Source organism: Corynebacterium sp. HMSC074C04 (assembly GCF_001838295.1).
GTDB lineage: Bacteria > Actinomycetota > Actinomycetes > Mycobacteriales > Mycobacteriaceae > Corynebacterium > Corynebacterium amycolatum.
Genome location: NZ_KV836270.1, coordinates 322,049 through 328,513 on the forward strand (window position 1 = coordinate 322,049; position 6,465 = coordinate 328,513).

Consider the following 6,465-nt stretch of genomic DNA (forward strand, 5'->3'; position numbering starts at 1 on the left):
CCGAGACAGCGTTACACTTTTCCGACTTTCCTAGGGCTTGGATTATTTTCTGTCTGTTTTTTGTCTTCTTCGTCTTCTTAAACGAAAAACCAGGCCAGAGAAAAACTCTCTGACCTGGCCTAATTGCTCCTCCAGCTGGACTCGAACCAGCAACCCTTCGATTAACAGTCGAATGCTCTGCCATTGAGCTATGGAGGAATACTCACCGCCAAGAACTAGCTAAACCATACTTCGGCCACACCGTTCCTTGCGACGGATAGATACTTTACCCAGACCCCTTGAAACTCACAAATCGCCAGGTCAGAGGTTCATTTAGGCATCTTATTCCCATCGGCCATGACATTGTTGTGAGTTCTTGAAACCACACAATCCGTGCAATCCACACAATCCACGCAATCTCACACAGCCCAACGAAGCCCCCAGCAGTACTGAAAACGCTTTCCATCATGCACTTTTCGTACCGCGTTCATACGATGGGACTTATGTCTGAACAAACCAACGGAACCGAAAACACCGAGCAAACCGCACGCGTTGTTCGCGGTGTTATCGCACGCGAGAAGGGTGCACCGGTAGAACTTACAGATATCCACATCCCATCCCCGGGCCCGAACGATGTCATTGTTGACATCCAGGCCTGCGGCGTGTGCCATACCGATCTGGCTTACCGCGACGGCGATATCGCCGACGAGTACCCGTTCTTCCTCGGCCACGAGGCCGCAGGCGTAGTCTCCGAGGTTGGCGAAGAGGTCACGCATGTTGCCGTCGGCGATTTCGTTGTCCTCAATTGGCGCGCCGTCTGTGGCGAGTGCCGCGCCTGTAAGCGTGGTGAGCCACAGTACTGCTTTAGCACTTTCAACGCCTCCAAGCCCATGACGCTTGACGACGGCACCGTCCTCACCCCAGCACTTGGAATCGGCGCTTTTGCGGATGCCACCCTCGTCCACGAGGGCCAGTGCACCAAGGTCGATTCGGCAGCCGATCCGGCCGTTGCGGGTCTGCTTGGCTGCGGCGTCATGGCCGGCATCGGTGCGGCCATCAACACCGGCGAGGTCAAGCGCGGTGAATCAGTAGCCGTCATCGGCTGCGGTGGCGTTGGTACCGCCGCTATCGCCGGTGCCAAGCTGGCTGGCGCTAGCACGATTATTGCCATCGATATCTCGGATGAGAAGCTCGACACCGCCCGCGAATTCGGCGCGACCGAGACCATTAACTCTGCGGAGCTGACTAAGAGCGATAAGGGCACCGGGGAAGAGGATCCCGTCGTTAAGCGAGTGCGTGAGCTTACCGACGGTTTCGGTGCTGACGTCGTGATTGATGCGGTCGGCCGTCCGGAAACTTACAAGCAGGCGTTCTACGCCCGTGACCTGGCTGGACGTGTTGTTCTGGTCGGCGTTCCGGCGCCGACGATGGAGCTGGACATCCCGCTGGCGGATGTGTTTAGCCGCGGTGGTGCACTGAAGTCGTCCTGGTACGGCGACTGCCTGCCGGAGCGGGACTTCCCGATGCTGGTAGATCTGTCGTTGCAAAACCGCCTGCCGTTGGAGGGCTTCGTAACGGAGCGCATTGGCATTGAAGATGTTGATGAGGCTTTCGAAACTATGAAGGCCGGTAAGGTACTGCGATCGGTGGTGACGCTGTGAACAAGGATTTGAGAGTCGACCACGTTCTCACGTCGGGCACGTTCTCGCTCGACGGTGGCACGTGGGACGTAGACAACAACGTATGGGTGCTCGGCGACGACCGTGAGGTCATTGTCATCGATGCGGCGCATGAGGCGCAGCCAATTATTGATGCGGTGGATGGCCGCAAGGTAAAGGCCATCGTGTGCACCCATGCACACAACGATCACATCACTGTGGCACCTGAGCTGCAGGAAAAGCTCGACGCTCCCCTGCTGGTCCACCCGGGCGACCAGATGCTGTGGGAGCAGTCCTGGCCGAACCTGGCGCACGAGGACCTCGCACACGGTCAGCGCCTGGAGATTGCGGGCACGGAAGTTGTCATTATTAACACTCCGGGCCACTCCCCTGGCTCGTGCTGTCTGTACGTGCCGGAGGCCGCGGAGCTGTTCTCGGGTGACACGCTGTTTTCCGGCGGTCCTGGAGCGACCGGCCGGTCCTACTCGGATTTCGACACGATTATTAACTCCATCCGCGACAACCTGCTGACCCTGCCTGCGGAAACGACTGTCCGCACGGGTCATGGCGATCACACGACGATTGGTCGCGAGGCTCCACACTTGGAAGAGTGGATTCGCCGCGGCTACTAGTCGCTAGCTGCTGACGGGTGGCTGGCGCCTAGAAACTGCTAGCCACTAGCTACTCAAATACAACCTTGACCGCCTCTGCTTGCAGTTCGCGGCGGTACTGCTCCATCGCGAGCAAATCCGCGAACAGCGTGTTGTAGGCGGTTTCGTCGTCTGAGGGGCGCATCCGCGAGAGCATCGCTTTCAGCTGTGCAATCTGGTCACCGACCCACACTTCCTGCAGTCGCGCCAGAATCGCCTGCGCATACGGGCGCAGCGTCTCCGCATCGACAGCGATTTGCTCCACCCCCAGCTCAGTCACGAGATGCTTGACGACGTCCTCCCGCGCCTGATCCATAATTGCGGTCGCCCAACTATGTGGCTGTGTGGCCGCTTCCCCGCAGGCACCACCTGCAGCCATGATGGCGTCGAATACCGCTCGGTAGGTCGGATGCCCAAAGGTCTCGGGTGCGAGCGCATCGAATACCGGGCCGGTGGTGGCGGGCTCCTGAATTGCCAGCTTGAGGGCCTCACGCTGCGCATAGAGCACAGGGTCCCGCGGATTTGGATACGGCAGTGCCGAGTTGCGCCGGCGCCGCGCTTCCTCCACCTCTTCGCGGGCACGGGCCTCTTCTTGGCGACGCTGGTAGGGAGTGCGTTTTTCGCTCTGTGGCCGACTGGCCTCCTCGCGGACACGCTGTCCCAGCTCGGCCTCATCATTCCAGCCGATCCAGCCGGCAACTTCGCGGGCATACTCATCGCGCAGCGCCGCGTCCTTGAGCTGGGCCAGGACAGGCACCACGCGGCGCAGCCCGGAGACCCTGCCATTAGCGGTGGTCAGGTCGTAGTCGGCCAGAAGCGTGCGGAGGACAAATTCGATCAATGGCCGTCGTGAAGCGACGAGATCGCGCACTGCGGCCTCGCCCTTCTTCTGGCGCAAATCGCACGGATCCATGCCGTCCGGCGCGACCGCGACGTATGACTGGCCGGTGAAGTTCTGCTCCCCCTCGAAGGCGCGCATGGCGGCCTTCTGCCCTGCCTCGTCGCCGTCGAAGGTGTAGATGAGTTCGCCGCGGAAGAAGTTGTCGTCGAGCATGAGACGGCGCAGCAGCTGGAGGTGTTCCTCGCCAAAAGCGGTACCACAGGACGCGACGGCCGTGGTCACACCCGAGGCGTGCATGGACATGACGTCGGTGTAGCCCTCAACGATCACGGCCTGGTGGCCAGCGGCAATGTCCTTCTTGGCCAAATCCAGGCCGAAGAGCACCTTGGACTTCTTGTACAGCATGGTCTCGGGAGTGTTCATGTACTTGCCCAGGTTGTCATCGTCGAAAAGCTTGCGGGCACCGAAGCCGATGACATCGCCGGACATATTGCGAATCGGCCACATGAGACGACGGTGGAAACGATCGATCGGCCCCATCCGCCCCATCTTGGAAAGACCCGCCTTATCCAGCTCTTCGAAGCTGAAGCCCAGACGCTGCAGGTGCTTGGTTAGAGTGTCCCAGCCGGCCGGCGAGTAGCCACAGCCGAACTGTGCCGCGTGCTCGGCGGTGAATCCACGGTTTTCCAGAAACTCTCGCGCGGGTGCTGCCGCTGGCGTGGAGAACTGTTCGCGGTAGAACTTCTGTGCCTCGCGGTTTGCGGCGATGAGACGCTGTCGGGTTCCCGGTTCCTCGCGACGACCTGTGCCGCCGCCCTCATAGTTAATGTGGAAGCCAATTTTCTCCGCACAGGCTTCGACAGCCTCCGGGAAAGACAGGTGTTCCATCTCCATGAGGAAGCTAAATACATCACCGCCCTTGCCAGTGGAAAAGCAGTGGTAATAGCCATGATTGGGGCGTACGTGGAACGACGGCGTGCGCTCGTCCTTAAAAGGCGAAAGCCCTTTCAGAGAATCCGCGCCAGCCGGTTTGAGGTTCACGTATTCCGCAACGATCTCCTCAATCGGAGTCCGCTCGCGGATCGCCGCGATATCGGAGTCCGGAATTCTTCCCCTAGCCATGAAAATAACCTTACCCAACCCGTCCAATCGACTCCGCCGTAGAGGTTTCGCTTAACGACGAGCCGCCCGCGCCCAACCCAAAAACGTTCCGGTGGCAACAGATATGGAAAGATACTAGCCATGGCTGAGTGGAAGAAGATTGCGAGCGGCGTAGGCGCTGCCGCCCTGGTGCTAGCTGGTAGCTATCTGGGGCTCGATGGCGGAGATCAGAACTCTACGGCATCCGAGAACTCACAGGGGTCGCAGAATTCCGAATCGCAGACTTCCGCTGCGCCCAGCTCGAAATCGAGTCCGAAGCCTGGCACTAATTCGGGCAGCAACAAGACTGGCGCCAAGGGCGCCACCTGCGCAGTAGATACCCTGCCGCAGGAGGCCGACGATGTTATCGACCGCATCCTGACCGACCAGGACCACATCTATTCGCAGCACGACGGCAAGCACTTCGGCAACTACGAGGGACGCCTGCCGAGGCAGCGCGGTGACTACTACCGCGAATACACCGTGACCACACCGGGTAATTCCAGCCGCGGCGCACGTCGCATCGTTGTCGGCGGCGGTTCCGAAAATGACCCGGATGTCTGGTACTACACCGACGACCACTACGAGAGCTTCTGCGAAATTCCAGACGCGGAGGACTAGACAACTATCCCCACGCCACGGCCACACCAGCAATCTGGCGATCAAGCCGCTCTACACGCGACTCCGTCATCGACGCTAGCTGATCAACGATAACCCGCAGCCGCGCTTGGTCACTCTCCGCCCGGGAGTAGAGCCACTGGAACATCGGATCAAGCGTTCCCGGAGCCCCCTCCTGCAGATACTCAGCCACCCGGAAAAGGCGATCGCGCTCACGCTCCTGACGGCGAATATGACGCGGAAGATCCATCACATACAGCACGGCGATGGTCTTCAGCATGGTGACCTCCGCCAGAATCGAGCTGGGCACGGCGAGGTCCGCGTCGTAACGCCCGAGCGGAAGCGTCGATCCGGAGGCAGCACGCGTACCCGCGACGGAAGCTGTGACAAAACGGCCGACCAACTCCGAGGTCATACGTTTCAGCGCAACCAGCGAGCGCAGCGAACCATCATAGGACGCCGCAGCTGATACCACCGGCAAGCTGGCAAGACGCCCGGCAGCTTCGACGAGCTCCGCTGGATCGCCACCAAATGCGGCAGCGCCCTTGTCAGCGAGCGCGGCCAGCTCCACTGTGTCCCACAGAACGCCCAGATCAACGCGGCCAGATACGATGCCATCCTCGACATCGTGGACAGAATAGGCGACATCGTCAGACCAGTCCATAATCTGCGCCTCAAGACACTGCTTGCCGTGCGGAACGCCCTGTCGAATCCACTGCAAAATCGCGGCATCTTCCTGGTAGGCCCCGTACTTGTGGCGGAGCTGACCATCGGGACCGATTGGTGTCCACGGGTACTTACAAGCCGCATCGAGCGCCGCCCGCGTGAGATTGAGTCCACAGGGCTCACCTGTACCATCGAGCACTTTCGGCTCTAGGCGAGTGAGAATACGCAGCGTCTGAGCGTTGCCCTCAAACCCTCCGCAACCAGCAGCAATCTCGTTGAGGGCGCGCTCGCCATTGTGGCCATACGGCGGGTGCCCGATGTCATGCGTCAGGCCCGCCAGCTCCGCGAGATCCTCATCTGCACCCAACTCGCTGGCGATTCCACGGGAAATCTGCGCGACCTCCAGCGAGTGAGTCAGGCGTGTGCGCGGAGTATCGCCCTCCCCTGGCCCCACAACCTGGGTTTTGTCAGCCAGCCTGCGCAGCGCTGCGGAGTGCAGGACGCGAGCGCGATCTCGTGCAAACGCCGCCCGGTGGGTTTCCAAGGTCTGCACTCCGGGCAGCAATGACTGCTTCGGAGACTCCTCGACGATACGAGCGAGTTCAAAAGATGAATACGAAAATTTACCGGCCACGTAATTATTGTTACGTATCCTTGTAGATATGTCTGACAGGAATCGCGTGTTTCGCCCCCTTTACCTTGCCGCATCGGGTGTTTTCCTCGGCCTGAGCATGCCGCTCATCACAACTGCACTGCCGACACAGTCGCCGGTTCATGCGCCCGCATCGCTGCTGGCACTCGCACCGTCAACATCCCTGGCGCACGCCGAGGCACCGGCGGATGCGTCAGGTGACGTGGACGATCTCGCAGGTGTGCTGAGCGGTGTCGAAAAGGCTCGCTTAAAGGAGCAGAT

Annotated in this window: 5 protein-coding genes, 1 tRNA gene and 1 pseudogene; 4 read left to right on the plus strand and 3 right to left on the minus strand. The window is 60.2% G+C overall.

From position 1 onward, the window contains the following. Positions 1 to 126: 126 nt before the first annotated feature. Positions 127 to 198: transfer RNA gene (locus HMPREF3011_RS02665), tRNA-Asn, on the minus strand. Positions 199 to 482: 284 nt separating this feature from the next. Between HMPREF3011_RS02665 and HMPREF3011_RS02670 the strand changes: the two genes are divergently transcribed. Next, complete coding sequence (locus tag HMPREF3011_RS02670) at positions 483 to 1,640, plus strand: S-(hydroxymethyl)mycothiol dehydrogenase (RefSeq protein ID WP_052155616.1); 1,158 nt, start codon at positions 483 to 485, stop codon at positions 1,638 to 1,640. Further along, the gene (locus tag HMPREF3011_RS02675) at positions 1,637 to 2,269 is read left to right on the plus strand and encodes an MBL fold metallo-hydrolase (RefSeq protein ID WP_016423101.1); all 633 of its coding nucleotides are present in this window, start codon (positions 1,637 to 1,639) and stop codon (positions 2,267 to 2,269) included. Before HMPREF3011_RS02670 ends, HMPREF3011_RS02675 begins: the two co-directional genes overlap by 4 nt. Positions 2,270 to 2,318: 49 nt before the next feature. Here the strand turns inward: HMPREF3011_RS02675 and dnaG are convergent, their stop codons facing one another. Beyond that, on the minus strand, positions 2,319 to 4,250 hold the full coding sequence (gene dnaG / locus HMPREF3011_RS02680) for a DNA primase (RefSeq protein WP_083327055.1): 1,932 nt from the start codon (positions 4,248 to 4,250) through the stop codon (positions 2,319 to 2,321). 120 nt (positions 4,251 to 4,370) lie between these two features. Here dnaG and HMPREF3011_RS02685 point away from each other — a divergent pair, with 120 nt between their 5' ends. Next, the gene (locus tag HMPREF3011_RS02685) at positions 4,371 to 4,889 is read left to right on the plus strand and encodes a guanyl-specific ribonuclease (protein WP_038626014.1); all 519 of its coding nucleotides are present in this window, start codon (positions 4,371 to 4,373) and stop codon (positions 4,887 to 4,889) included. 4 nt (positions 4,890 to 4,893) lie between these two features. Here the strand turns inward: HMPREF3011_RS02685 and HMPREF3011_RS02690 are convergent, their stop codons facing one another. Further along, entirely contained in the window at positions 4,894 to 6,186 is a 1,293-nt protein-coding gene (locus HMPREF3011_RS02690; protein WP_038626016.1) for a deoxyguanosinetriphosphate triphosphohydrolase, read from the minus strand. A gap of 28 nt (positions 6,187 to 6,214) precedes the next feature. Here HMPREF3011_RS02690 and HMPREF3011_RS02695 point away from each other — a divergent pair. Beyond that, positions 6,215 to 6,465 (plus strand): annotated as a pseudogene (locus HMPREF3011_RS02695) (TPM domain-containing protein); the annotation flags it as partial.

Coding starts and splice junctions, on each gene's coding strand:
- HMPREF3011_RS02670 (WP_052155616.1), top strand. CDS start 483: ATGTCTGAACAAACCAACGGAACCGAAAACACCGAGCAAACCGCACGC.
- dnaG (WP_083327055.1), bottom strand. CDS start 4,250: ATGGCTAGGGGAAGAATTCCGGACTCCGATATCGCGGCGATCCGCGAG.
- HMPREF3011_RS02685 (WP_038626014.1), top strand. CDS start 4,371: ATGGCTGAGTGGAAGAAGATTGCGAGCGGCGTAGGCGCTGCCGCCCTG.